The sequence below is a fragment of the Parafrankia sp. Ea1.12 genome (assembly GCF_900465275.1).
In the GTDB taxonomy this organism is placed as follows: Bacteria; Actinomycetota; Actinomycetes; order Frankiales; family Frankiaceae; genus Parafrankia; species Parafrankia soli.
In genome coordinates, this window is record NZ_UBIZ01000630.1 from 1 (window position 1) to 940 (window position 940).

General features: G+C 75.6%; 1 pseudogene. It reads left to right on the plus strand.

Annotation, left to right across the window (positions count from 1 at the left end):
• Position 1 precedes the first annotated feature (1 nt).
• Positions 2-937 (plus strand): annotated as a pseudogene (locus FMEAI12_RS33825) (ketoacyl-synthetase C-terminal extension domain-containing protein); the annotation flags it as partial.
• Positions 938-940: the final 3 nt, after the last annotated feature.

The window sequence follows — 940 nt, forward strand, 5'->3', positions numbered from 1 at the left end:
GTTGTCGGTGGCGCGGGTTCGGGGGCATGGGGTGTTGGCGGTGGTGGCGGGTTCGGCGGTGAATCAGGATGGTGCGTCGAATGGTTTGACGGCGCCGAGTGGTCGGGCGCAGGAGCGGGTGATCCGGGCCGCGCTCGCGGACGCTGGTCTGGGCCCGTCCGAGGTCGACGTGGTGGAGGGGCACGGGACGGGCACCCGGCTGGGCGATCCGATCGAGCTCGGCGCGTTGCTGGCGACCTACGGGCAGGGGCGGGAGCCGGGCCGCCCGCTGTGGCTGGGGTCGGTGAAGTCGAACATCGGGCACACGCAGGCGGCCGCCGGGGTGGCCGGAATCATCAAGATCGTGGAGGCGCTGCGCCATCAGGCGGTGCCGGCGACCCTGCACGTGGACGCGCCGACCAGCCGGGTGGACTGGGCCTTGGGCGGGGTCCGGGTGGCGACCGAGCAGGTTGCGTGGCCGCCGGAGCCGGGCCGCCGCCGGCGCGCGGGGGTCTCCTCGTTCGGGATGTCGGGCACGAACGCGCACGTCGTCATCGAGGAGGCCCCGCCAGCCGCCCCCGAGCCAGAATCGGAGCCCGGGGCCGCGGCCGGGCCGGTCGGTGCGGTGCCGTGGATCCTCTCGGCACGGTCGGAGCAGGGCCTGCTGGCGCAGGCCGCCCGGCTGGCGTCGCGCCTGGACGCCGAGCCGACGCCCGGTTCGCCTACGCCACGACCGTCTTCCCGTGCCGCGGACCGGCCGTCAGCGCGGGATGTGGGTTGGTCGTTGGTGCGGGGCCGGGCGGCGTTGGAGTACCGGGCCGTGGTGTTCGGGGAGCGGGGCGCTGGCGACGCCCAGGTCGGTGGGGACCGGCTGGCCGGGCTGCGTGCGCTGGCGGCGGACGAGCCCGTGGAGACGGTGGTGCGGGGGCGGGTTGGCACAGGTGGTGATCGGGTGGTGTAG